At 59.6% G+C, this 24,923-nt stretch carries 22 protein-coding genes and 2 tRNA genes; 15 read left to right on the top strand and 9 right to left on the bottom strand.

Features of this window, described 5'->3' with window-relative positions:
- Positions 1-157: 157 nt before the first annotated feature.
- Together J8I26_RS07600 and J8I26_RS07595 are read right to left on the bottom strand one after the other, a co-directional pair.
- On the bottom strand, positions 158-955 hold the full coding sequence (locus tag J8I26_RS07600; protein WP_209605728.1) for a transporter substrate-binding domain-containing protein: 798 nt from the start codon (positions 953-955) through the stop codon (positions 158-160).
- Between the two features lie 139 nt (positions 956-1,094).
- Positions 1,095-2,291 carry a M20 aminoacylase family protein gene (locus J8I26_RS07595; RefSeq protein ID WP_209605726.1) on the bottom strand — a complete coding sequence of 399 codons (1,197 nt, stop codon included), beginning with the start codon at positions 2,289-2,291 and terminating at the stop codon, positions 1,095-1,097.
- A gap of 149 nt (positions 2,292-2,440) precedes the next feature.
- Between J8I26_RS07595 and J8I26_RS07590 the strand changes: the two genes are divergently transcribed.
- The 5 genes from J8I26_RS07590 (at position 2,441) to J8I26_RS07570 (ending at position 8,357) form a co-directional block, all read left to right on the top strand.
- On the top strand, positions 2,441-3,346 hold the full coding sequence (locus J8I26_RS07590) for a LysR family transcriptional regulator (protein ID WP_209605724.1): 906 nt from the start codon (positions 2,441-2,443) through the stop codon (positions 3,344-3,346).
- 279 nt (positions 3,347-3,625) lie between these two features.
- The gene (locus J8I26_RS07585) at positions 3,626-4,963 is read left to right on the top strand and encodes a PLP-dependent aminotransferase family protein (RefSeq protein ID WP_245200181.1); all 1,338 of its coding nucleotides are present in this window, start codon (positions 3,626-3,628) and stop codon (positions 4,961-4,963) included.
- A 267-nt stretch (positions 4,964-5,230) separates the two neighbouring features.
- Positions 5,231-5,662, top strand: coding sequence for a hypothetical protein (locus tag J8I26_RS07580; protein ID WP_209605719.1), 432 nt, complete (start codon positions 5,231-5,233; stop codon positions 5,660-5,662).
- Positions 5,663-6,350: 688 nt separating this feature from the next.
- Positions 6,351-7,334 carry a porin gene (locus J8I26_RS07575; RefSeq protein WP_209605717.1) on the top strand — a complete coding sequence of 328 codons (984 nt, stop codon included), beginning with the start codon at positions 6,351-6,353 and terminating at the stop codon, positions 7,332-7,334.
- A gap of 300 nt (positions 7,335-7,634) precedes the next feature.
- A complete protein-coding gene (locus tag J8I26_RS07570) occupies positions 7,635-8,357 on the top strand; it encodes an SOS response-associated peptidase family protein (protein WP_209605715.1) in 723 nt (240 codons plus the stop codon).
- A gap of 86 nt (positions 8,358-8,443) precedes the next feature.
- Here the strand turns inward: J8I26_RS07570 and J8I26_RS07565 are convergent, their stop codons facing one another.
- Positions 8,444-9,208 carry a flagellar brake protein gene (locus J8I26_RS07565; RefSeq protein WP_209605712.1) on the bottom strand — a complete coding sequence of 255 codons (765 nt, stop codon included), beginning with the start codon at positions 9,206-9,208 and terminating at the stop codon, positions 8,444-8,446.
- A 401-nt stretch (positions 9,209-9,609) separates the two neighbouring features.
- Here J8I26_RS07565 and J8I26_RS07560 point away from each other — a divergent pair, with 401 nt between their 5' ends.
- The 3 genes from J8I26_RS07560 to J8I26_RS07550 all read left to right on the top strand — a co-directional run bounded on the left by J8I26_RS07560 (position 9,610) and on the right by J8I26_RS07550 (position 11,865).
- Positions 9,610-10,413 carry an FkbM family methyltransferase gene (locus J8I26_RS07560; RefSeq protein ID WP_209605711.1) on the top strand — a complete coding sequence of 268 codons (804 nt, stop codon included), beginning with the start codon at positions 9,610-9,612 and terminating at the stop codon, positions 10,411-10,413.
- Positions 10,414-11,113: 700 nt separating this feature from the next.
- On the top strand, positions 11,114-11,296 hold the full coding sequence (locus J8I26_RS07555) for a type II toxin-antitoxin system HicA family toxin (protein ID WP_209605709.1): 183 nt from the start codon (positions 11,114-11,116) through the stop codon (positions 11,294-11,296).
- Positions 11,297-11,436: 140 nt separating this feature from the next.
- Positions 11,437-11,865, top strand: a complete 429-nt coding sequence (locus J8I26_RS07550; protein WP_209605707.1) for a type II toxin-antitoxin system HicB family antitoxin — start codon at positions 11,437-11,439, stop codon at positions 11,863-11,865.
- 1,225 nt (positions 11,866-13,090) lie between these two features.
- On the opposite strand, the gene J8I26_RS07545 is transcribed toward J8I26_RS07550, so the two are convergent.
- The 4 genes from J8I26_RS07545 to J8I26_RS22805 form a co-directional block, all read right to left on the bottom strand.
- Positions 13,091-13,384, bottom strand: a complete 294-nt coding sequence (locus J8I26_RS07545) for a hypothetical protein (RefSeq protein ID WP_209605705.1) — start codon at positions 13,382-13,384, stop codon at positions 13,091-13,093.
- Positions 13,381-13,761 (bottom strand): restriction endonuclease, encoded by a 381-nt coding sequence (locus J8I26_RS07540; protein WP_209605703.1) that lies wholly within the window; start codon positions 13,759-13,761, stop codon positions 13,381-13,383. Before J8I26_RS07540 ends, J8I26_RS07545 begins: the two co-directional genes overlap by 4 nt.
- Before the next feature lie 88 nt (positions 13,762-13,849).
- Positions 13,850-14,923, bottom strand: a complete 1,074-nt coding sequence (locus tag J8I26_RS07535) for an acyltransferase (RefSeq protein WP_209605702.1) — start codon at positions 14,921-14,923, stop codon at positions 13,850-13,852.
- A gap of 280 nt (positions 14,924-15,203) precedes the next feature.
- On the bottom strand, positions 15,204-15,326 hold the full coding sequence (locus tag J8I26_RS22805) for a hypothetical protein (protein WP_280868466.1): 123 nt from the start codon (positions 15,324-15,326) through the stop codon (positions 15,204-15,206).
- A 76-nt stretch (positions 15,327-15,402) separates the two neighbouring features.
- On the opposite strand from J8I26_RS22805, the gene J8I26_RS07530 reads away from it, so the two are divergent.
- Entirely contained in the window at positions 15,403-16,302 is a 900-nt protein-coding gene (locus J8I26_RS07530) for a site-specific integrase (protein ID WP_209605700.1), read from the top strand.
- 52 nt (positions 16,303-16,354) lie between these two features.
- On the opposite strand, the gene J8I26_RS07525 is transcribed toward J8I26_RS07530, so the two are convergent.
- Both J8I26_RS07525 and acs read right to left on the bottom strand, forming a co-directional pair.
- Positions 16,355-16,445 (bottom strand) — tRNA-Ser (locus J8I26_RS07525).
- Positions 16,446-16,684: 239 nt separating this feature from the next.
- Positions 16,685-18,667 carry an acetate--CoA ligase gene (gene acs / locus J8I26_RS07520; RefSeq protein WP_209605698.1) on the bottom strand — a complete coding sequence of 661 codons (1,983 nt, stop codon included), beginning with the start codon at positions 18,665-18,667 and terminating at the stop codon, positions 16,685-16,687.
- A 401-nt stretch (positions 18,668-19,068) separates the two neighbouring features.
- Between acs and J8I26_RS07515 the strand changes: the two genes are divergently transcribed.
- The 6 genes from J8I26_RS07515 to J8I26_RS22800 all read left to right on the top strand — a co-directional run bounded on the left by J8I26_RS07515 (position 19,069) and on the right by J8I26_RS22800 (position 24,862).
- Positions 19,069-19,689: a YqhA family protein gene (locus J8I26_RS07515; RefSeq protein WP_209605696.1), complete on the top strand. Its 621-nt coding sequence runs from the start codon at positions 19,069-19,071 to the stop codon at positions 19,687-19,689.
- 34 nt (positions 19,690-19,723) lie between these two features.
- The gene (locus tag J8I26_RS07510) at positions 19,724-21,265 is read left to right on the top strand and encodes a fumarate hydratase (RefSeq protein WP_209605694.1); all 1,542 of its coding nucleotides are present in this window, start codon (positions 19,724-19,726) and stop codon (positions 21,263-21,265) included.
- 85 nt (positions 21,266-21,350) lie between these two features.
- On the top strand, positions 21,351-22,193 hold the full coding sequence (murI, locus tag J8I26_RS07505) for a glutamate racemase (protein ID WP_245200180.1): 843 nt from the start codon (positions 21,351-21,353) through the stop codon (positions 22,191-22,193).
- Between the two features lie 118 nt (positions 22,194-22,311).
- A tRNA-His gene (locus J8I26_RS07500) sits at positions 22,312-22,387 on the top strand.
- Between the two features lie 264 nt (positions 22,388-22,651).
- On the top strand, positions 22,652-22,993 hold the full coding sequence (locus J8I26_RS07495) for a hypothetical protein (protein WP_209605690.1): 342 nt from the start codon (positions 22,652-22,654) through the stop codon (positions 22,991-22,993).
- A 30-nt stretch (positions 22,994-23,023) separates the two neighbouring features.
- Complete coding sequence (locus J8I26_RS22800; RefSeq protein ID WP_209605688.1) at positions 23,024-24,862, top strand: calcium-binding protein; 1,839 nt, start codon at positions 23,024-23,026, stop codon at positions 24,860-24,862.
- The last annotated feature ends 61 nt before the right edge of the window (positions 24,863-24,923 follow it).

Raw genomic sequence — 24,923 nt, 5'->3', positions numbered from 1 at the left:
GCTTGCCGTCGCACATTGCCAGCAAGAAACGTACCCACCTATGAGGCGGTAAGGCTCGCGCCGCAGGCGCGCAAGCGCCTCGGCGACACGAGAGGGCATGACGCCCCGCGGGATGGGAAATCCGCCGCAGGACGCGGCGGAGGGACAGGCTGCGGTGTTACTGGTAAGTGGTGGCGATCTTCTCGGACAGCGGGACGTTGAGCCACTTCTTGACGATGCCGTTGAGCTCGCCGCTCTTCTTGGAAGCGGTCAACGCATCGTTGACCTTGGCCACCAGCGCCGTCTCGCCCTTGTTCATGCCCACATAACAGGTGGAGACGTTGATGATGTACTTCAGCAGCGGCTTGTTGGTCGGCGTCTTCTCCGCCAACGCATAGGCCACGAAGTCGCCGGTGCCGACGATCTGCACCTGGCCCGAGACATACGCGGCGATCAGGCTGTTGTTGTCTTCATAGCGCTTGATGACGGTGCTCTTGGGCACGCTGTCGGTGAGCATCAGATCCTCGAAGGTGCTGCGCGCCACGCCCACGGTCTTGTCCGCCAGGTCGGCCGGCCCGGCCACCTTGATCGCGCCGATCCCGAACACGCTGTTGTTGTACGGCGCATAGCCCTGCGAGAAATCCATCACGCGCTCACGCTCTGCGTTCTTGCCCAGCGTGGAGATGATCATGTCGATCTTGTGCGTCTGCAGGAAGGCCATGCGGCTGGAGATCGGCACCGGAATCAGCTCCGCCTTCACTCCCAGGCCCTTGGCCACCAGCCTGGCGACCTCGATGTCGAGCCCCTGCAGCTGCAGGTCGGCGTTGACCGAACCGTAAGGCGCGAAGTCTTGCGGCACGCCGATCTTCACCACGCCGGCCTTCTGGATGTCGGCCAGTGTATCGGCATTGGCGGCGCCGGCGAACACGGTCATCAGGCCAATGGATGCGGCCAGTACGGTCTTGACGAACTTCATGGATTTCCCCTGTTTGAAAAGCACGATGAATGCGGTGGAAGGTCTTGTCGGCCCTTCTGTTCCGCGTGGTTGGATGCTGCTTCTTGTGGTTACCCTCTGCCCTGCATGATATTTCGCCCTGCTTTGCTTCGGTCCTGCTCTATACGGTTTTCGCCAGAATTTTTTGCGCCAGCTTCACCCAGTAACTTGCGCCGATCGGCAGCAAGTCGTCGTTGAAATCGTAGCTGGTGTTATGCAGCATGCACGGTCCGGCGCCATGGCCGTGCTCGCGGTGGCCGCCGTCGCCGTTGCCCAGCAAGACGTAGCAACCGGGCCGCGCCTGCAGCATGAAGGAAAAATCCTCCGCGCTCATCGGCGGCTCCAGATCCGCCTCGACGTTGTGCGTGCCGACCAGCTCACGCATCACCTCGACGCAGACCGAGGTCTCCTTGGCGTGATTGATGGTGGGCGGGTAGTTGCGGCTGAACTCCACCTCGGCCTCGCAACCGAAACCGGCGCCGGTGTGCTGCGCCAGCTCGCGCATGCGCCCCTCGATCAGGTCCAGCACCTCCAGCGAGAAGGTGCGCACGGTGCCGCCCAGCCAGGCGCTGTCGGGAATGACGTTGCTGGTTTCACCTGCGTGGATCTGCGTGACTGACATGACGGCCGAATCGGTTGGACGCTTATTGCGCGTCAAAATGGTTTGCAAGGACTGTGCCAACTGCACGATGGCGGAGACCGGATCGATGGCGTTGTGCGGCAAGGCCGCATGCGATCCCTTGCCGCGCATGATGATGCGAAACTCGCTGGAGGACGCCATGATGGCGCCCGAATTGACGCCGAAGAAACCCGTCGGCATGCCCGGCCAGTTGTGGATGCCGTACACCGACTCCATCGGGAAGCGCTCGAACAGCCCATCCTCGATCATGCGGCGGGCGCCGCCGCCCTTCTCTTCAGCCGGCTGGAAAATCAGATAGACGGTGCCGTCGAAGTCGCGGGTGTTTTGCAGATGATGCGCTGCGGCCAGCAGCATGGCGGTATGGCCGTCGTGGCCGCAGGCGTGCATTTTTCCCGGATGGCGGGAGGCGTGATCGAAGCTGTTGGCTTCCTGGATGGGGAGCGCGTCCATGTCGGCGCGCAGGCCGATGGCGCGGGAACTGTTGCCGGCCTTGATGATGCCCACCACGCCGGTGCCGGCCAGGCCGGTGTGATGGGGAATGCCCCACTGCTGTAGCAGGTCGGCCACGACCTGCGCGCTTCGTCGTTCCTCGAAGGCCAGTTCGGGGTGGGCGTGCAGGTCGCGCCGGATGCGCTGGAATTGCGCGCGGGAATGTTCTATTTCGGTGATCAGGTTCATACGGGATGCGACTCGGTTGCTCGGTGGATCCGCTGCTGCGCCGATTGAAACGCAGGCAGAGCTTGTGGCAAAGTGTAGGCAGCGCCGCATATGCTTGAAAATTACTATATTGGTATAAACGATATGCCTTTCAGGCATAGGGAGAGAACATGGAAATCCGCCACCTGCGTTATTTCCTGGCCGTCGCCGAACACGGCAGCGTGGCCCAGGCCGCACGCAAGCTCAATATCGTGCAACCGGCGCTGAGCCGCCAGATCCATGATCTGGAGGAGCATCTGGGCACCCCGCTGTTCGAACGCAGCGTGCGCGGCGTGCAGCTGACCGCGGCCGGCAAGCAGTTCGAGCGCGACACGCAAAAACTGCTGGCCGAACTGGACGCCGCCTGCGAGCGCGCGCTGCGCGCCGCCGCCGGACTGGAAGGCAGCGTGCGCATCGGCATCTCCCATAACCACACCTGGCATCCGTTGATCCTGCAGCGCCTGCGCCGCTTCCAGCGCGCCTTCCCCAATGTCGCACTGATGCTGGAGCCGTCGCTGTCGACGCAACAGCTGACGCGCATCAAGGAGGGCCGCATCGACGGCGGCTTCATCGCGCTGCGCGACCCGAACGATGCCGAACTGTGCGGCATCAAGGTGCTCAGTTCCGGGCTGCTGCTGGCCGTGCCCTCGCACAGCAAGTACGCCAAGAAACCGCCGGCGCGCCTGCGCGACCTGAGGGACGAACCCTGCGTGTGGTTCCCGCGCGAGCGCGCGCCGGTGTACCACGACTACCTCATCCATCAGTGCCAGCGCGCCGGCCTGTCGCCGCGGCTGGTGCCCATTGGCAGCGATGTCGTCACCACGCTGGGCATGGTCGCCGCCGGCATGGGTTATTCCATCGTCACCGAAATTTCAAAGTACAACTGCCCCAAGGAAGTGGTGCTGCACCACCATCCCGATCTGTCGGATGTGCATGATGTCGAACTGGTCATGCGCAGCGACGCCGACAGCCCCATCCTGCGGGAATTCGCCCGGGTCATGAGCACCTCCGGACCGCGCGAATCCAAACACGCCTGAGCCCTTTCCCACCGGGCCGCACGACGCAGGCGCAGGCTTCTCATGCATTGGCATGAAGCTTGCAAATAGCTGACAAATCATTTCCAGGCAGCACCGCCCTCGATCGGCGCGCCTGTCGATTTCATCCATCATCTGTACTGCCGGCGCGGCAGTACAGCCATTCTCGTCGCCCGCTCCTGTACGGGCGCACGGTCCATATCAACGCAAAGGGGTTCAATGGCGCTGATCAGTATTTCCGGGAGTTCAGGGCTCTCGTTGGTAGAACAGATCGTCGGACAAATGCGGCTGCTGATCGACAACGGCGTGGTGCGTGACGGCAGCCGCGCTAGCTCGATACGCGCGTTCGCGCGCGACCACCGCATCAGTGCGCACACCGTGGCCGAGGCCTACGAACGCCTGGTGGCGCAGGGCTATTTCCTGTCGCGCCCGCGCAGCGGCTTCTTCATCTCCAAACCGCTGGTCTACGCGCAACACGTCAGCGCCGGCCAGGACGCGGCGATGGAGCCTGACCATCTGTGGCAGCTGCGCACACACTTCACCTCGCGCCATGATCGGCTGGGCGCGTCCAGCGGACGCATGCCGCCCGACTGGCTGGACATCGACCTGATCAAGAGCGGCATGAAGTCGCTCGCCGCCAAGGCCGACTCCAGCCTGGCGCAGTACGGCGATCCCTATGGCTATGCGCCGCTGCGCGGGCTGCTGCAGACGCGCCTGCTGGGGCTGGGCATCCACGTGCAGCCGGAGCAGATCCTGCTGACCAACGGCGCCACCCAGGCGGCCGACCTGATCATGCGCAGCTTCCTCAAGCGCGGCGACCATGTGCTGGTGGACGACCCGGGTTATTTCAACCTGTTCAGCAACCTGCACCAGCACGGCATCCGCCCGATTCCGGTGCCGCGCAAACCCGACGGCCCCGACCTCGAACAGCTCGACGCGCTGGCGCGCGAACATCGTCCGGCGATGATGTTCCTGCAATCGATGCTGCATGCGCCGACCGGCTCCAGCATCTCGCCGGCCAATGCGCATTGCCTGCTCAAGCTGGCCGAGCAACATGACTTTCGCATTGTCGAAAACGACGTCTACTGCGACATGCTGGGCCTGACGCTGCCGCGCCTGGCGACGCTGGATCAGCTGGCGCGGGTGTTCTACATCGGCAGCTTTTCCAAGACGCTGTCCTCGGCCACGCGCGTGGGCTTCGTCGCCGGCGCCGCGCAGGCGGTGGGCGAGCTGTGCAATCGCAAGATGGTGGCGTCCATTACCGGCAGCCAGGTCGATGAGCGCCTGGTGTATCACGCCCTGACCGAAGGCCAGTACCGGCGCAGCATCGAGCGCCTGCGCTACCGTTTGGCCAGCGCCTCGCAATTGGCCTGCGACATGCTGGAGGCAGAGGATTTCGAACTGTTCTGCCGGCCGCTGGGCGGCAAGTTCGTGTGGGCCCGTCATCGACGCATCGATGATTCGGAAGAGATCTGGAAGCGCGCCTCCCAAGCCGGCATCCTGATCGCCCCGGGCAAGGTATTTCGCAACAACCTGCAGGCCACGCCGTGGTTCCGGCTCAACGTGGCCTACTGCATGGAGCCGACGCTGCATCGGTTCCTGGCCGGGCTGCACGCCTGATCCGGCGCTCCCCTCCATCATTCCCGCGCAGTGAAACAGCCTGACGCAATCGGCACGCCCCTGTGCCGAAAACGCAATTCGCGGGCCGGCGCGACTTCTATACTGCATGGCGATCGGGGCGCAAGCGCCCATGCCTGTAAGGTATGGATACTATGCAAATAGAGTAATTTTCAAGCATAGCCGGCCTGCCTACACTTGCCGCAATTCCAATCGCCCCTCGCCGCATGCATGAATGCGCGCGGCGACCACCTGTCCATGGAGAACGGCGTGTCATTTCTGAGCTCGCACCAACATGCCCCGGCGGCGCATCCTGCATCCATGCCGCCGCTGAAGTTCGGCTTCCCGCGCATCTACATGGCGCAAGTGCTGCAGCAAAAGATCGTCGAGCAGCTTTATCTCGGCAGCGAGGCCTGCGTGATCGGCCGGCATGACGCGCATGGGCGCTTCATCGCGCTGGCGCCGGACGACGATTTCGACGGCCCCGCCTTCACGCTGCGCCTGAGCTGCGCCGTGGCGGGACACCAGGTGTTCGACCATGACATCGATATCGTGGTCGGCATCCTGTTCGGCCGCTACCTGCTGGAGACCGGCGGCCATCGCTTCGACATTCCCGTACTGCCCACGCTCGACGGTAGCGCACTGACCAGCGCGGCGCGGCGCATCGTGCGCGCCCTCGATCCCTTGGCGCGACCGCGCTGACCCTACCGGTTCCCTGGCGACTTTTTTATAAGTCACCCTCTGTTGCCGCGCCTTCGGGCGCGGCTTTTTTTTGTGTGCAGATTGAGCGCGTTGATACTTCGGTACGCGCGTTTCAGGTGCAGCCTAGCCTGCTTGCTGTGCACGCGCAACCGCGCATAGCCGGCGCGGCCTGGCGTCGCCGTGGGCGCGCGCAGCGTGTGTCGATAAATGTTTTATAAGATTGTTGTTGCGCCACCACTGGCGCAGGCAAGAATCTCCCGCTTGCCCGGATCACGCTTCGGCGCCTTTACATCATCTGTATTGCCCTATCCGGCCTCGCCATACATGCGCAGCGCACGGCCTTCCTCTCTCACGCTTCCGCCTATCCGTTGCCTGTATCGATTCCTCGCCGATACAGGCACGGCAACTCACTGCCGATCTGTCTATCGCCCCGCTGCGGCGCCCTCCCTACCATCGCCTCAACAAAAATTCATCGGGAGGAACGGCCCGCCAGCAGCCGCCGGCAGCCGCACCAAACCAGTGATCGCATACCGTTGCCAAGGCGACGGGCGTACCAGGCAGCACCCGTGGCCGCGAGGCGACGGGTGACAGCGCAAGCCGCATGCGAGGGCATCGCCGGTCCGCCGGAGGATGGGCATGCGGCGCATATACATGACGTTCAATGACGTTCAACTCACAGGGGTAATCAATGAAGAAATCGCTGTTGGCATTCGCCGCACTCGCATCCATCACCGGCGCCGCTTCGGCGCAAAGCAGCGTCACCATCTATGGCGTGGTCGACATGGGCCTGAAGGTGGAAAACGCCGGTTCGGGCACGCGCCTGTCGATGGACAGCGGCAACCAGAGCGGCAGCCGCGTCGGCTTCAAGGGCACGGAAGATCTGGGCGGCGGCCTGAAGGCCAACTTCGTGCTGGAAGCCGGCTTCAACGCCGATAACGGCGCGCAATCGACGGCCGGCGTGCTGTTCAACCGCATGTCCTACGTCAGCCTGTCGGGCGCCTTCGGCGAAGTCAAGCTGGGCCGCATCAACACCGTGGTCTACTCCAACGCCTCCGTGTTCGACCCGTTCGGCGATACCCTGGCCGGCGACTCGGCGCGCATCTTCAACTACGGCGGCAGCCGCACCGACAACACCGTCAACTATAGCTACTCGGCCGCCAACGGCATCAACGGGCAGGTCGCCTACAGCTTCGGTGAAGTCGCCGGCAGCAACAGCGCCAACCGCACCGTGGCAGGCGCCATCGGTTACGCCGCCGGTCCGCTGGCAGTGGTGCTGACCCACCAGAACACCAAGAACGCCACCGGCTCCGACGCCGCCAAGACCACCCTCCTGGGCGGCAACTACAACTTCGGCCTGCTGCAACCCTTCGTCGCCTACGCGATCAACAAGGGCACCGGCACGCTGGACACCCGCGACGCGCTGATCGGCCTGAACGTGAACCTGACGCCCAACGACGTCATCATGAGCTCACTGATGCACAAGTACGACAAGTTCGCCGCCCATAGCGACGCTACCCAGATCGCCCTGGGCTACAGCCACGCCCTGTCCAAGCGCACCAACATCTACAGCAGCTGGGCGCGCCTGTCCAATAACTACGCGGTGAACTACAAGTCCGACCGCGTGGGCGCCGCCGACAACCTGTTCAACATCGGTATCCGTCACAAGTTCTGATGCCTAGGCGATGCCGCCTGCACGCGGCATCGTCGTCATCCTTCGCAGTACCGCAGTTCTTGAGGGGGGGGCGTGCGGCCCGACATCAGCCGCACGCTCCGCAGTGCCGGCAGTGATTGATGCGAACAGGTCACTGCTTTTCATGTCCGGACGCGTTCAGCGCGGCCGGACTTTTTTCATGCGCGCGCATGGCCGACGCACCTGCCTGTCGCCCGTTCGGCGCACTCGCCGCCAGGACGTACGCGCCGTCACGGCTGAGCTTTGTGGCAAAATCGGGCCTCCTCCCGCCAGAAGCCCAGCATGTGCGTCAACTACAAACCCACCCCCAAAGAGACCGTCGCCGAACTCACCGATGCCGACATCTCGGGCACCCAGGACTGGCCTGACGAAACCTGGCAGGACTACGCCGCACCCGTGGTGCGCGCCGACGAGCGCGGTGCACCGCAACTCATCGTCGGCACCTACGGCATGATCCCCAAGCGCAAGATGGAGCCTGGTGTACGCATCTCCACCATGAACGCGCGCGCCGAGTCGATCGCCGAACGGCGCAGCTACGCCCAGCCGTGGCGCCGTGCGCAAACCTGCCTGTTGCCGATGGAATGGTTCTGCGAACCCAACTACGAATCGGGCCGCGCCGAGCGCTGGGCCATCGGCATGGCCAACGGCGCGCCGTTTTGCGTGGCGGGGCTGTGGCGGGCGTGGGAAGAAGCCGAGGGAGGCTTTTCGTTTTCCTTCACCCAGATCACGGTCAACGCCGACCGGCATCCGCTGATGCAGCGCTTCCAGAAACCGGGGGATGAACGGCGCAGCCTGGTGATCGTGCCGAGGTCGCGCTACCGGGACTGGCTCAACGCCGGCTCGCCCCAGGCGGCGGAGTCCATGCTGGACCTGTATCCGGCCGAACTGATGGCGGCCGGGCCGGCGCAGCAAGGCTATGGCGGCGCGCCGAAAAAGACCGTCAAGCCGATCAAACCCAAGCCCAAGGAACAACCCGCCGATACGCAGGGCGCATTCGACTTCTAAGCACGCGGCGCAATCGCCAGTTCTTGTTCTTGTCGGAATGAATGGTGAATGGCGGGCAAGCGACATCGTCGTCACCGCCGACGCACTTACTGGGAAGGATGATCCTTCACCTTGATCTTCTGGGCGTTCTGCTCGCGCTCCAGCTGCAGGATGAAGCGCTGAATGGACGCCAGCACCGCGCGCGGGGTCTCGACGAATTCACAACCGAAATGGTGCAGCGGATCGCCCACAGCCGGCTCTTCGCGGAAGCTGGAGCGCACCCTGAGGCGCACCCGCACCGACGCGGCCACGCCCAGCTCCAGCTGGCAGTCGTCGTAGACGACATTGGTGTCCAGCGGCAGCGCGGCGTTCTTGTCGATGATGCCGATACCGCCCGCGCTGATGTTGCTGATCGCCACCCAGACCAGGTTGAACTTGCCCTCGGGCGTGGTGAAGCTGATCTTGCAGCGCAGGGCCGAACTGGCCGGCACCGCGATGCGGAAGAATTCACGGCGCTGGATGCGCACCAACTGCTCGGGGATATCCAGCTTCAGCGCCAGGTAATGCTCCACCTCGGTGTGGTGCACGTGCTTGGCGGAGAATTTGATGAGGGCGTTGCGCGGATTGGCCGCGAAGACCACGTCGCTGCTCTCGGTGATCGCCTTGTTCAGCGTCGGATCCGGCGCCGCCTTGACGAACATCACGTCGTCCTCCATGCGCAGGATGGAGGTGGCAATCGCTTCTTCGGTATCGCGCAGGCGGATGGACAGCTCGAGGTTCTCCTTCATCAGCGTGCTCAGCAACGCGATGATCTCTCGCTTGGACGAAACCTGATATCTGGCGTCTTCTAAGTCGGGCTCGTTATTTTGCATGTGCAAGACCCTCTGTTCTCGTGAGCTGCGAATTACGTCGCGACGTTGCCGGGCGCTTGCAGAAAAGGCGCAGGAAACGAGGCCATAGCATAGCACTCCGATTTCCATACGGCAATCAGGGAATTGTTTTCATTTCGGGCGGAGGGTCGCCTCCGGCGGGGGATTCGGGCTGTCGGCCGTGGGTATTGTCGGCGGCAAAATATGGTCGGCATCGAGGGCGGACAGCGTTGCCATTGCTGCAATTAAAAGGACAAGGAAATTTGCATTTGGTCCAGACCGCCCGTGGCTGCGGCGCAGCCCTATGCGCCTTTATTCCCCGTGCCGTGCAAGTCGGTGAAAAAGTAAGTAAAACATAAAAAGTTGGGTTAATATTTCGGCAAAACTGACCTCAGGAGCGGAAATTGCTGGCAAAGGCTGTACTGAAAAGCGTCATTCCGAAATCCCTGCTAGGCGGGTACTTCGCCTACCGCGACCGCCGCAATAACCCGCCCCCAAAGAAGATCATCGAGCACATGGAAGTGGACTTCGCGCTTTCGCGCGTGGTCGACAAGCGCCTGCTTCGCATCCTGGACATCGGCTCTCATCATGGCGAATTCCTCGACATCTTCGGCACCTTCAACCATTGGCACAACTGGCAGGTCTTTTGCGTTGAGCCGCTTGCGCAGAACCGCCGGGAGATCGAAAAGAAGATCAAGAAATACCCGAACGTCAAGGCCAGCATCCTGCCTATCGGTGTTTCCGACGTCAGCGAAGTAAAGACCTTCTACCTCGGCCATACGGATACCCTCTTCACCTGCAATCAGAACTGGGTCCAGTCTTTTTCCCGAGATTTCAAGGACAGCCGCAGCCTGGAAATCCGATGCCTGACCGTCGACGATATGGCCAGCGAGTTTGGCATCGAACGAGGCGCCCGATTTGACCTGGTCAAGATTGATGTTGAAGGACACGATGCCAATGTCATCCAGTCGTTCTGCGACTCGTCCCTCTCTGCTACCGCACTGATGTTCGAGGTGTCGCTCGATATGGAGCGCATTGACGAATGCATGTCGATGCTGCGAGCAAAGGGATTCGACGAATTTGTGTTGTTCGGCCGTACCGGAATCCCAACCTCTCACATCGGTGAAGTGAGCGGCCCGGACGAAATTCACCAGCTTTTCAAGTCCGGCAAAATCGGCGTCGGCAACATCGTCGCCTTCAGCCGCTGATCAAAGCTTTGCACGAAGCTGTGATCAGCTTCGTGCGGGCCTGCCAATCCATCCTGTTGCCTCCCCTCGGATGCACATCGGCCGTCCATGGGACAGTCATCAGGCTCAACGCCCCAATAAAAATACAGACCGTATCAGTCGGGCATAAAAAAAGCCGCAACATGCGGCTTTTCTTTCCTGAAGACTGACTTCAGGGCTTTTTCCACACGTACATGTACGCGTAATTTGCCTTGATCAGCGTTCCTCGCTGATCACCCAACATACGGCTCAGGCCCTGCCAGACTGAAATGGTGCGTTCCGGAATATCCTCGACAACCATGTAGCCGCCCGACTACCTCGAAAAAGAAGGTGCAGGTCACCCGGTCGACCAAATACTGGTTCAGGTCGAGCGGCTCGGCCGTGTAGTCGGCCGCTGGACTGGGAAAGCCGGCGGGGATTTTATGGAAGATCTGCAGCGCATGCGGTTCCGGGCTGAAATCAGTCGCGGGAATAAGACGGCTGGCGATGTGCGCGGAAGGTACGACTGGATAAGTTAGGCTTACCATGATGACATCTTTTATACTGTATATTTATACAGTATATCGCCACCAATTTTTCGCGCAACCCAAATCACGAACAGAAACATACACACGAATACACAAATCATTGCAATCAGCAGCATCGTGTGTATAATTACACACAGACATCTGGAGACGAGAATATGAATTCAAAAAGCGTTATACAGATGCTGGAAGATGCGGGCTGGCGGTCGGTAAGAGTGAAAGGCAGCCATCATCAATTTAAGCACCCTGATCATGGGTTCGTACTAACGGTGCCTCACCCTAAGAAAGACCTACCGATCGGAACAGCAAACAGCATCTTGAAAGCAGCCGGACTCAAATGAGTCCGACTGTATTTCGCCACCAGATCGCAAACTTACGATTCGAACGCTGAAAACTCAAAAATCTTATTCGTTAAATCTACATACTCTTTATCTAAAAATCTTAAATTCGAGAATCGAGAAGTCGAGAAAGTGAGCTAGTTATGGAAATCCTGCTGGTAATCCAAAAGGATGAGGGAAGCACCTACGGCGTAACCGTGCCGAGTATCAAGGGCTGTTTTTCGTGGGGCGATACAATTGAAGAGGCGGTAAAGAACGCTCGCGAAGCCATCGAAGCGCATATTGAAACCAGCCTGGAAACTGGTAGCGAAGTCAATGTGGATCCCCTATCCCTTGATGAGGTTCAAGAAGAATTCCCCAATGATCGCTATGTCTTCGTTGAAATCGATGACAAGCGAATTGACAAGACGCCGGAGCGAATCAATGTAAGCCTGCCGCGGTTTGTCCTAAGCAAAATTGATAGTCACGTAGATGATCGCCATGAGACGCGCAGCGGCTTCCTCGTACGTGCAGCACTCCGCCAATTGGATCACGACGAGAAAGAACGTACCGATGAACACGCCCATGCGTAACTAATCGTGTCATCTCAAGCCCGCATTTGCGGGCTCTTTTTTTGCTCAAATAAAATGGCTGCGAATGGAAGAACCCGCGCCCCAAGCGATTTTGCGGCCAGGTGTGTGAATTCACGAAAATAATTAACGGCGCGCAATTGCCCTTCCCTTCAGGGCTTCCCGAAAGTCAAGCGGCGGCCAACGAAAAATTCGAGAAATAGCGGTTGCAACATCAGGATGCCAATACTAGGATTAGACCCATCTTGATGAATTGATACCGCATGTAGATAAAACAGCGGGGATATTCAGAAGAGATAGTGAGGTATTCCGGCGGGCGAACCCGCCGGAATGAGCAGTCGACATTGAACGAAGACCACTGTGTGAGAGCTTTGAGTTTCGCTTTTTGCCGGCTGCACGTCAACGCATTTAAATTGTTTCAGGCCCTTGACGTCCTCACTCCTTTGACAACTATTGCTATAGGAGTAATAAAAGTGCTAACTCAACCGTTCTATTCCCAAATCACTGGGCTATTTTTTCCTTCAGTCTGAATTTCCGCGATAAGCATCATCCCGGCTCGGTCGAGGCGGCTGAAAAGGTACGCCGCATGATCTACGCACATCTTCCCGGGTATGTGCACACCGAAGACGATGCCGAACGCTGGCTGATTGCAAACTGGCCGCAAAGCCTGTAATTGCGCTGGCTGCTGCAGCTGCAATTGATTGCAGCTGCCAGCGTTGCAGATCACTCAACAAATTGGCATCAGATAGCATCACGTCAGGCACGCCGATATATACTACGAACGCACCTTCAGGCAGAGGGTGCCTGCCCCCTCGCCAGGTGGCAGAAGGTGATTCGACGCGACAGTTCCTGCAAATTGCCAAGGGTCATCCCCCTGCGTGGTGAGCGCTTTTCCGCCACGCGTTCATGAAGGTGGCTTTTGCACGTTCCGACCCCGATGAGCCGATCAGCCAAGGGACACCCCTGCGTTGTATTGGCTGACAGTCGTAATGCAATCCTAGGTAGCGTTACGGCAGGCGCCTGGTCAAGGCGCCTTAAACAAATTACGAGCTAACTGCTCGTGCCGGCACGAGCTTTCTCCGGACCAAAATCATGGCGAAAGTGAGTGTTAAGGTGGATGTGAAAGTCGATGCGGCCAAATGCCTCTGGTATTTGCTCTTGTTCGTTCTGATCATCGTGACCTGAGGTAAGGCGTGGCGATCCATCGCCACGCCCCATCCCTTCCGCCCTACCACCTCCACGAACGCCCAACCCCAGAAAAAAGCCCCCAAGCCTCATCGGGGGAGATGGGACTCAGTGGCTGTTCACGCCCCAACTGGATCGGCATTTCCGAATGGCGCGGGGGTGCCAGCGAAGCTACTTCAATGTAGCAGAACACCCGCACGGCATGGTTGCTGCTCTTGTCCATCTTGTTGATCTGGAAGAGGCCGTGCGCTAGCAGGAGCATGCTGGCCAGCAGGTTGATGAACAACAGCGAGTTGGCCTCGATGTACTGGGCCGTGATTGCGATGAGCGCGGTCATTGGGAAGCCTCCGGTCCTGGTTCCCCCCCTCCGAATCGTGTGCACAGCTGGCGAAGCGCCAGCTGCACCACCGTCTGCGCGCCAATGCCGCACACGAATGCGCTGCACCAGCGGATCTGGTCCGGAATCTTGGCCGCCCAGGCCACGTATTCCGGGATGGCCGCCGCCAGCACCGGGCCGATATATCCGGCCGCCAGCGCGCTGGTGATGATCGACACCAGCATGCGCACCACTGACACCTGACGCATCAGCGACTGCACCACGAGGCCGCCGGCCAGGCCGACCAGCAGCAGGTCGTACTGCAGCCCCAGAAATGATCCGGTGATCGTCACCGTGCCCACTGCCACGGCATATGCCCCCGTTGTTGGTTCCGACATCGTCTCCCCAATAAAAAAGCCCGCACAAGGCGGGCATAAAAAAAGCCGCAAGATGCGGCTTCTTCTATCTACGTTTTATCAGCTGCCTTCAGACTCTTACAGCTCGACGCTGCCTGAATGATTCTATCGGCCTAAATAAATGAACCAGGGCGACCGCAAAACAAACCGTACATATCGCCGTAAGCGTTCCCCTATCGATCCCAGTTTTCTGGAACATATCTGAGGCCGATAAGACCCACATCACAAACAGATGAGAGATATAGATGGGATACGATAGATCCCCTATCCACCGATCAAGAGCACTCTTCTTAGACAAAATAAACAAGCACGGAATTGCAATTGCAACTATCAAATAGAAAATCCACTTATTCATCTCCAGCGGGATCTGCAACGCGGCAGCAACTAACCCCATCATGCCCGTGCATAGCAACAGAACTCGATGAATCTCAATGGACTTCAATTTGCTATAAATCCGATAGAGAAGAATTCCGACTAAAAAGAATGGAAGCTCCAATGGAAAAAAACGATATAGCCATTGATCGGAGTTGAAATAGTTGTGCTGCGCAAACCAAAATCGCAGACATGCCCCTAAAGCCACGATTGCCAACAACAACAGGTTAGAACGATTCACCAAGAATGGAGCAATCAAATAAAACATCAGCTCCAAAGCAAGCGTCCATGCTTGAGGGATCAAAAGAAATCGAAATACTGGCGGCGACGACGCAGCGAAGTTCGCAGTAAATTCAAGGCCATTAGAGGCCTCATTAAAGCCTAAGAACATCGCTACATCCTGCCCGAAAATCAGGATGTTTGACAGCGCCGACAAAACTAGAAATTTTGCGGAAATGACCTCAGGGAATTCCAGGTAAATATTCATCGGGCCGAAGTTTCCTGACCTGAGATATGCGCGCGAGCAATAGATCACCAATAGTCCTAGAACTGCCCAGTACATGGGGAATATTTTCAACGCACGATTCCCAATAAACCTCCAGTAATACCCAGACCCTACATATTTCTCTCTGAGTATGAGTGCGACATAGAACCCTGAAATCATGAAGAATGCCTCGACAGCCTGAACTCCTGTCGAGAAATTCAAGCCGAACACCGGCCCTGCGTGCATCACGATTACTGATAAAGCGAGCAAGAATCTAAGAATACCCATAAGTTACGTATTGACGTTACATTGCTAAACAAAAAATCTACGCAATTTTACGCAATAACGCAGCTTGTTGGCACTCGCTAGTCTTGCAGGCTTTTTCGCAAAGCCGCGATCTTGGCATCTACATTCGCAAGCCAACCGTCACGACCGCCGAACTAACCATCATGCACCCCGGTGCCTATTCAGTTCAGCCGATGGCACTGCAAACTTCGAATCTGATTGACACGAGTCTTCTCTTCGCGGGCGGAAATGCTCCTTACTGGGCGGAACAATGGCAGCAGGATCATTGGCAAGGATGGCCCAGCGCATGTTGTCGACTGTCTTGCGACTTCGGATCGGCCAACAGCCCCGCACTCATGATGTCGCGGATCCCTTGGGTACGGTCGTCGCCGGCGGCGTCAAACATGCGATGGTCTCCACGCACATCATGAAATTTCGCACGGAGAGCGCAGGCAGCCCGATGGATGCGCCGATGGCATTCCTTGCTCAGCCTGAAAGCGTCCACGTTGACGCAGTACAAGCGGCGGCTTGATCATTTTTGGAAAATCCATCTGAAGAATGGCCCGATCGACCAAACCCGCTATTCCGACATTCTGGAGGCGCTGGGCAAAGGGGCATGGTCTAGCGGAAAGAGCCGGAATAACGAGCTCTCGATGATTCGCGGCATGTTTGAATTCGCCAAACGGGACGGGCTACTGAAAGCAAACCCGTGCGACGATGTGGAGCGGGCCTCGTGGCAACGGCCGCCGCCGGATCCCTTCGCGCTGAAGGAGGTGCATATCATGCTCGACTTCATCAAGAAAAATTACTCAGAGCAAGTGGCCAACTTCACCCAGTTCATGTTTTTCACCGGACTTCGGACAAACGAGGGAATCGGCCTGAAATGGGGTGATGTGGACTTCGTGCACAACGAAATCAAGGTCGAAGGCGGCATTGTCTACGATGAGGAAACGGCCACGACCAAGACCCACAAGGCTCGCAAGGTCCGGCTGAACAGTGCTGCCCTTGAAGCGCTGACGAAGCAGAAGAGCTTCACGTTCCTTGCCGGCGGGCATATCTTCCACGACCCGAAGACCGGAAAGACGTGGGCTTATCAAAAAATCACTGACACACGCACGTTCTGGGCTCGCACGATCAAGCAGACCGGGCTCCGCTATCGCCGGCCCTACAACATGCGGCACACGTACGCGACAATTGGACTGATGGCGGGGGCGAACCCAGCATACCTGGCCAAGCAGCTGGGCCACTCGGTAAAGGTGTTTTTCGACATCTATGCCGACTGGATTGATGGTGCCGACAATGACCGCGAAATGCAAAAAATCGAGGCATCTTTGCACGGAAATATCCCTGAACTATCCCCGGAGCGCAGCGGCCAGCGGTAGCGAAAAAGAAAAAGCCCCCGATTTCTCAGCGAAATCAGGGGCTTATCTATACTGGCGGAGAGAGGGGGATTCGAACCCCCGATAGGCTATTAACCTATACACGCTTTCCAGGCGTGCGACTTCAACCACTCATCCATCTCTCCTGGATTCTGGTCGCGTTTTGCGAAGCCGCTGATTATAGCAAGGTTTCTCAGGATGCCAAGCCTTTTTGGCGTAATTTTTCCTGCTGGCCATCAAAAAGACCGGCGGATGGGCTGGGATGTTGCTTCGCCCTGCTCCGCCGGTCTTTCCGTCCTTGAGGTTCGCTCAAGGACGCGTTGCTTCTTCAATTGCGCTGCACGTCACCACGGCCTTGTGCGAGCCGCTGACTACCGGCTGCGGCTTACTGCGCTTCCTTCAGCTGATCCAGGATGGCCGGGTTTTCCAGCGTGGAAACGTCCTGCGTGATGGCCTCGCCCTTGGCCAGCACGCGCAGCAGGCGGCGCATGATCTTGCCGGAGCGGGTCTTGGGCAGGTTGTCGCCGAAGCGGATTTCCTTGGGCTTGGCGATGGGGCCGATTTCCTTGGCGACCCAGTCGCGCAGTTCCTTGGCGATCTGCTTGGCTTCGTCGCCGGTGGGGCGCGGGCGCTTCAGGACCACGAAGGCGCAGATCGATTCACCGGTGGTTTCGTCCGGCTTCCCTACCACGGCGGCTTCGGCCACCAGGCTGTTGGCGACCAGGGCCGATTCGATTTCCATCGTGCCCATGCGGTGGCCGGAGACGTTCAACACGTCGTCGATGCGGCCGGTGATGGTGAAGTAGCCGGTGTCCTTGTTGCGCACGGCGCCGTCGCCGGCGAGGTAAATCCTGCCGCCCAGTTCTTCGGGGAAGTAGCTCTTCTTGAAGCGTTCCGGGTCGTTCCAGATGGTGCGGATCATCGACGGCCACGGGCGCTTGACGACCAGGATGCCGCCGCTGCCGTTGGGAATGTCGTGACCAGTCTCATCGACGATGGCGGCGGTGATGCCCGGCAGCGGCAGCGTGCAGGAGCCCGGCACCTGCGGCGTGGCGCCCGGCAGCGGCGAGATCATGTGGCCGCCGGTTTCGGTCTGCCAGAAGGTGTCGACGATGGGGCACTTCTCGCCGCCGACGTTCTTGTAGTACCACATCCAGGCTTCAGGATTGATCGGTTCGCCGACCGAGCCGAGGATGCGCAGCGAGGACAGGTCGTACTGTTTGGGATGCACCTTCTCGTCGGCGTCGGCGGCCTTGATCAGCGAGCGGATCGCGGTCGGCGCGGTGTAGAAGATGGTGGCCTTGTGGCGCGCCACCATGTCCCAGAAGCGGCCGGCGTTGGGATAGGTCGGCACGCCTTCGAACACGATCTGGGTCGCGCCCACCGCCAGCGGGCCGTAGGCGATATAGGTGTGGCCGGTGATCCAACCGATGTCGGCGGTACACCAGTAGACGTCATCGGGCTTGATGTCGAAGGTCCACTTCATCGTCAGCACGGCCCACAGCAGGTAGCCGGCCGAAGAGTGCTGCACGCCCTTGGGCTTGCCGGTGGAGCCGGAGGTGTAGAGGATGAACAGCGGATGCTCGGCGTCGACCCATTCCGGCTCGCACACGTCGCTCTGCCCGGCGACGACGTCGGAGAGCCAGCGATCGCGGCCTTCGACCCAGTTGATCTCGGCGCCGGCGCGCTTGTAGACGATGACGTTCTTGATGGTGTCGCAGCCGCCCATGGCCAGGGCTTCGTCGACGATGGATTTGAGGGGCAACTGCTTGCCGCCGCGGACCTGGTAGTCGGCGGTCAGCACGGCCACTGCGCCGGCGTCGATCACGCGCTCCTGCAGCGACTTGGCGGAGAAGCCGCCGAACACCACCGAGTGGGTGGCGCCGATGCGCGCGCAGGCCTGCATGGCGGCCACGCCTTCGACCGACATCGGCATGTAGATGACGACGCGGTCGCCCTTCTTGATGCCCAGCGACTTCAGGCCGTTGGCGAACTGGCAAACCTTCTGGTGCAGCTCGCGATAGGTGACCTTGGTGACCTTGGCGTCGTCGGACTCGAAGATGACGGCGGTCTTGTCGGCGTTGCCGTTCTCCAGATTGACGTCGAGGCAGTTATAGGAGACGTTGACCTTACCGTCGTCGAACCACTTGTAGAACGGCGCGTTGGACTCGTCCAGCGTCTTGGTGAAGGGCTTGTGCCACTTCAGGTTGTCCTTGGCCAGCTTGGCCCAGGTGCCTTCATAGTCGCGTTCGAATTCGGCATTGAGCGCCTGGTAGGCGTCCATGCCGGAAATGGCGGCGTTCTTGACCAGATCAGCGGGCGGTGCAAAGACGCGGTTCTCTTGTTTGAAAGTTTCGATGTCTGCCACGGTAGTCTCCAGAGGATAATTTTTGCTTTGTCGCAAACCATAGGCCGCTTCACTTACTCAGTCCTTACACAACTGGCAATGTTCCCGGGCGGGAACGCAGATGGGACAGGGCTTTGCGGCCGATGGACGGTACCGGCGAGAAGGCCGGGCCGGTTGAAATCCGACGGGTGCCTCATTCAGGAGACTGGAATGATGTCGAGATGTTCACAGCCCGTTCATTGTGGCACAGGCGGCTGTTTCCCGCAGGCATGCCCGGGCTCGTGTTTTTGCCGAGATTTCTGTTGCGCGATGCCGCGAGAGCGACGCCAAGGCCGTGTAAAATACGGCCCCAAATTCGAGCCGATAATCGAATCCAGCCATACTTCGCCAGAACCCGCCGGAATCAATCGCACGTTGACTTCATGACAGCCCCGAAAAACCAAGCTCCCCGCAAGATCGGCATTCTGCCCAACCTGATTTTCATGAGCCGCTGGCTGCAGCTGCCGCTCTACCTGGGCCTGATCCTGGCGCAGTGCGTCTACGTCTACCATTTCTGGGTCGAGCTGTCGGACCTGATCGGCGCGGCCATGGGCAACGCCGCCTCGCTGGATCACATCCTGGATGCGGTGGCCATCAGCGGCGCGCCGCGCCCGGAAAAGCTCAATGAACAGACCATCATGCTGGTGGTGCTGGCGCTGATCGACGTGGTGATGATCTCCAACCTGCTGATCATGGTGATCGTGGGCGGCTACGAGACCTTCGTCTCGCGCATGAACCTAGAAGGCCATCCCGACCAGCCTGAATGGCTGTCGCACGTGAACGCTTCGGTGCTGAAGGTGAAGCTGGCCACGGCCATCATCGGCATCTCGTCGATCCATCTGCTGAAGACCTTCATCAACGCCAACCTGTACGACGTCAAGACGCTGCTGGCCCAGACCGGCATCCACGTGACCTTCCTCGTTTCCGCCATGGCCATCGCCTACTGCGACAAGCTGATGGCCCATCCCGCGCCGCCGTCGGATTCGCCCGACAAGCCACACTGACGACGCCTTATTCCAAACCCTGAGAGAACCAGCCATGACCATCATCAAGCAAGACGATCTCATCGAATCCGTAGCCGCCGCGCTGCAGTACATCAGCTACTACCACCCGGTGGACTACATCCAGCACCTGGCGCGCGCCTATGAGGCCGAGCAGAACCCGGCTGCCAAGGATGCCATCGCGCAGATCCTGACCAACTCGCGCATGTGCGCCGAGGGCAAGCGCCCGATCTGCCAGGACACCGGCATCGTCAACGTGTTCCTGAAGGTGGGCATGGGCGTGCGCTTCGAAGGCTTCAGCGGCTCGATCGCCGACGCCGTCAACGAAGGCGTGCGCCAGGGTTACATGCACCCGGACAACGTGCTGCGCGCCTCCATCGTGGCCGACCCGCAGTTCGAGCGCAAGAACACCAAGGACAACACCCCTGCCGTGATCCACATGGAACTGGTGCCGGGCAACACGGTGGACGTGCGCATCGCCGCCAAGGGCGGCGGCTCGGAAAACAAGACCAAGTTCGTCATGCTGAACCCGTCCGACAACCTGGTGGACTGGGTCCTGAAGACCGTGCCGACCATGGGCGCCGGCTGGTGCCCGCCGGGCATGCTGGGCATCGGTATCGGCGGCACTGCCGAGAAGGCCATGCTGATGGCCAAGGAAGTGCTGATGGACGACATCGACATGTACGAGCTGAAGAAGCGCGGCCCGAACAACAAGACCGAAGAATTGCGGATTGAACTGTGCGACAAGGTCAACGCGCTGGGTATCGGCGCCCAGGGCCTGGGCGGCCTGACCACCGTGCTGGACGTGAAGATCATGATGCACCCGACCCACGCTGCCTCCAAGCCGGTGGCCATGATCCCCAACTGCGCCGCCACCCGCCACGGCCACTTCGTGCTGGACGGCTCGGGCCCGGCCTACATGGAACCGCCGTCGCTGTCGGAATGGCCGGAAGTGCACTGGGTGCCGGACACCGAGAAGTCCAAGCGCGTCAACCTGGACACCCTGACCAAGGAAGAAGTCGCCTCCTGGAAGCCGGGCCAGACCCTGCTGTTGAACGGCAAGATGCTGACCGGCCGCGATGCCGCGCACAAGCGCATCCAGGACATGCTGGCCAAGGGCGAGAAGCTGCCGGTGGACTTCACCAACCGCGTGATCTACTACGTCGGCCCGGTGGACCCGGTGCGCGACGAAGTGGTGGGCCCGGCCGGCCCGACCACCGCGACCCGCATGGACAAGTTCACCGACATGATGCTGGAGCAGACCGGCCTGATCTCGATGATCGGCAAATCCGAGCGCGGCCCGGCCGCGATCGAGGCGATCAAGAAGCACAAGTCGGCTTACCTGATGGCAGTGGGCGGCTCGGCCTATCTGGTGTCCAAGGCGATCAAGTCGGCCAAGGTGCTGGGCTTCGCCGACCTGGGCATGGAAGCGATCTACGAGTTCGACGTCAAGGACATGCCGGTGACGGTGGCGGTCGACGCCAACGGCATCTCGGTGCACAACACCGGTCCCGCCGAGTGGAAGGAAAAGATCGCGCAGAGCGTGTCGCTGTCCAAGATCCCCGTCACCACGGCCTAAGCGGCCGAGCGCCCATCGTCATCGCGGGAGAAAACCCAGTAACATGCAGCAATCCGGTTCCGAGGTTTCTTCTTCGATGACGTCGATGACGCAAGCAACACCCTCCGTGCCGACGGCAGCCGACGCTGCCGTCGGCATTTTCGATTCCGGCATCGGCGGCCTGTCGGTGCTGCGCCATATCCACGCCGCCCTGCCCCACGAGAAGCTGCTGTACTTCGCCGACTCCGGCTACGCGCCCTATGGCGACAAGAGCGAAGACGAGATCGTGGCGCGCTCGCTGGCGATCGCCGCCTTCTTCATCGACCAGCGCGCCAAAGCCCTGGTGGTGGCCTGCAATACTGCTACCGCCGCAGCCATCCAGGCCATCCGCGAACGCTGGCCGGCACTGCTGGTGGTGGGCATCGAACCCGGACTGAAGCCGGCCGCCCAACTGACCAGGAGCGGCACGGTGGGCGTACTGGCCACGCGCAGCACGCTGGCCAGCAAGCGCTTCGCGCTGCTGCGCGAACAGATGGAAAGCAGTCATCAGGCGCGCTTCCTGCCGCAAGCCTGCGTAGGCCTGGTGGACCTGATCGAAAAGGGCGAGTTGTATTCGCCGGCCACGGTGATTTTGCTGGAGCGCTATCTCGCGCCGCTGCTGGAGCAAGGCGCCGACACGCTGGTACTGGGCTGCACCCACTACCCCTTCGTGCGCGAAGCGATCGAGGACGTATGTCGCCGGTTGAGCGGCAACACGCCGGCCATCGTCGACACCGGCGAAGCCGTCACGCGCCAGCTGCTGCGCCTGCTGGACAGCGCCGCGCTGCGCCGACCCGCCAGCCCCGGATCGCTGGCCGGCTTTACCACTGCCAGCAGCTCCACGCTGGCGCATGCCTTCGCCAACTTGCTGCGACTGGATCCGCCGGTGCATGCGCTAGGCCAGTCCTGAGCTGCCTTATCGAAAGTTTTTTCGACAAGCTCATAAATTGTGTTGCTATCCCCTACAGGACTTTGTATAATCGTTGGCTTCACTGGTGACGGAGAGAAGTTTTTCCCGCACATCAATGGTGGCTGTAGCTCAGTTGGTAGAGTCCAGGATTGTGATTCCTGTTGTCGTGGGTTCGAGTCCCATCAGCCACCCCAAAAGGTTTATCTGAATTCAGGCGCTTAGGCGCCTGTTTTTATTTGTGCGTGGACGCATCGAAACACCGTCGACGTCAACGTACCCTTCCCGCATCACATCGCGCCCTCCTTGTTCATCGTCGGCACAGGCGGCGCGCATTTCGCGAAGCCTGCGATCCTGCTTTTCCCTCGCCCCCCATTTCTCATCGCAGCGTCCGGTGCCATCCATGTTGATACGTTCGCCGTTTTCCCTGTCGTCGCTTTTGCGCCATTTTGCATCCGGAGATGGTCACGCAAACGTCGGCGCTCTCGCCATCACACTCCCTCCTCCTCGTCCGCAAAACTGCGTCAACCTTCGTCGTCGATGCAGCTTTGCAGCGTTCGCTTGGCTCTGGCAGTCGCCTTCTTCATGTTCGACGACATCGCAAGAAATCAGGTGAACACTCGCTCACGGGCAAACCTGCCAATCAACTTGGAATTTACCAAGAACTTATTTGTATTTTGAGCAATATTTATCGCCGATATCTGATTTCCAGGGGAACAAGATTTATTTTCAATGCTGCAGACATTACCCGCAAGCAACAGCGTGAAATGCATCTGCAAGCTGATCGCAATATTCATTGCTGAAACACATCCCTCTTGCATAGGAAAACAAATATGGCTCGCCCGAAAAAACCCCTCGTCAATCAACCCGTCGTCATCCCTCATCCGGCCATTACCGACGCGACGCTCAATGCCCTGCTCAGCGACAACTACAATCCTGACGAGATTGTCCCGGCCTACAAACACCTCGTCGGCGATGATGAAGTCCCGGATGAACTGGAAGGCGATTCCAATTCCCGCAACTACATTGACGGCGGCAGCGGCGACGACTATATCGTCGGCGGCAATGCCGGCGATATCCTGGTAGGCGGCGCCGGCGACGACACAATCGTCGGCGGCCTCGGCAATGACCTGATCATCGGTGGAACAGGTGATGACTACCTGGTCGGCAGCCTGGGATTCGATACCTATGTATTCGGCGCCGGCAGCGGCAACGATACGCTAGAGCTGGTCTCGCTGAGGCCGGGATTGAGCAAGACCGATACCTTGCGATTCCAGGACATTTCCTCCCTGAACGATATAAAAATGGTCCGCAACGATGCCGACCTGGTCTTGCACTATGGCGCCTCGGACAGCGTGACCCTGAAGGACATGTTCCGCTTCGATGACCATATCGGCTGGGTATTCCGCAGTGATCGTCCGAGCGTCTATGTGCAATATCCTTACCAGCAATACGGATCGATGACCTTCAGCCTCCAGGAGCAATACGAGAAGATCGGTTTCAACCAGGAGCTTCACGGCAGCGACAACGGCGACACGCTGCGCGGCCTCGATGGCAATGACCTGCTGGTCGGCGGAGCCGGCAGCGACAAGCTGTACGGCGGCGACGGGAACGATACCCTGATCGGCGGCAAAGGCGATGACTACCTTGAAGGCGGCGCCGGCGATAATACCTACGTCTTTGAACGCGGAGACGGTAACGATACCGTCTATCTGGGCAAGGCAAAAGACGCATGGGGAAACGAGGACACTCTGCAATTCAAGGATCTCTCCTCCCTGGTGGATATCAAGACCATCATCCGGGAAGGCACCGATCTGGTATTGCGCTATGGCGAGGCCGACAGCGTTCGGGTGATCGACGTATTCCGTTCGGATGAAGACGGGAATTTCTCCTTCAATGATCGGGACGTTTCCGTCCAACTCGGCGATGCGCAGAAAAAATACAATCTGTGGGATGAATATGTGAGCCGGAACAAGGTGGATACACCGCCGACACAAGGCAGACCGGAGCACTATCCAGGTATCGTTATCGACCAAGGCCGTGTCGTCACCCGCGGCACCAACGGCGACGATGTGCTGCGTGCAGGGCAATATGGCGCTCTCGGCAACACCGTGATCGGCGGCCGCGGCAACGACGTGCTGCTCAACAGCATGAACACCGATGTTTTCCAGTTCAGCGTAGGAGATGGAAACGACGTGATCGCCCGGGCCAACTTCGGCAGCCGCCATGAGTACCAGGATCTGCTGAAGGCCGGACGGGACGTCGTCAAATTCACCGACGTCGCATCCACGCAATTGCGCGGCGTGCAGCGCCGGGGTGAGTCGCTGGTGCTGGAGTATGGCGTCTCGGACAGCCTGACCATTGAAAAGTATTTCACCACCTTCAAGCTCAAGGGCCCTGGCGGAAAGCCCCGGGAAGTGACCGACCCGGTTCAGGAATTCCAGTTCTCCGATGGCGTGAAATGGACGGCTGCCGACATCAACAAGCAGTTGAACAAACCGCAGGTTCAAACGGCAACGGCCGCCGCAAGCAAATCGGCAGCCTTGTTGACGCAAGCCATGGCCACCTCCAACGTGCCGGGCGCCATGTCCTCCGGCAATGAACTGGCCCCGCAGGCCGGCAAGCTGGAAATTCAGCTGGCTGCCGGCCAGGCGCACGGCGCCCTGGCGTAACCCACGTCTGACACTGGCGGCCGGTACGCGCGCCAGTGCAGTCGATTGAAATCGGCCAGAT

Source organism: Herbaspirillum sp. LeCh32-8 (assembly GCF_017814915.1).
Taxonomy (GTDB): Bacteria; Pseudomonadota; Gammaproteobacteria; order Burkholderiales; family Burkholderiaceae_D; genus Herbaspirillum.
The sequence above is the reverse complement of the archived record's forward strand: the minus strand, read 5'-3'. Positions and strand labels throughout refer to the sequence as shown.